The organism is Prevotella sp. OH937_COT-195 (assembly GCF_003932845.1).
Lineage (GTDB): Bacteria > Bacteroidota > Bacteroidia > Bacteroidales > Bacteroidaceae > Prevotella.
Map to the genome: position 1 here is coordinate 1 of NZ_RQZH01000167.1, position 400 is coordinate 400.

The 400-nt window shown below is 34.2% G+C and carries 1 pseudogene; it reads right to left on the reverse strand.

Annotated features, from left to right (window positions below):
* Positions 1–151: 151 nt before the first annotated feature.
* Positions 152–400: pseudogene (locus EII32_RS12645) on the reverse strand (IS982 family transposase); the annotation flags it as partial.

Here is a 400-nt window from a genome sequence, read left to right on the forward strand (position 1 = left end):
AGAATAATGATAGTTGGTTGGAGGTTCTTTTTAACATGAAATTCTGCAAGTTTTATACTGTAAAGGTACAAAAACTTGCAGAAACAGACAAATAAATAAGAGGATAATTGATTATAAATCAATAAAATAAACCTTTTTTTAAGGAAAGACTAAATAACATCATCTTAAAGAATACACGGGGCATGAGTTCTACAAAACGATTATGGGAGACGGCGGCCGGGATTTCATGTTTGAGCCGGACACGGATACAATTCTGATAATACTCCTTAAAATTACGATATGTACCGAAATGATAGCACACAAGGATGGTCATGATTTCACTTTCAGAAAGCCTTACCTTACGATTCCTGCAACGTTTTCCATTGCTATTATAGGAAGGTAAACATAGGTTTTTACTCAG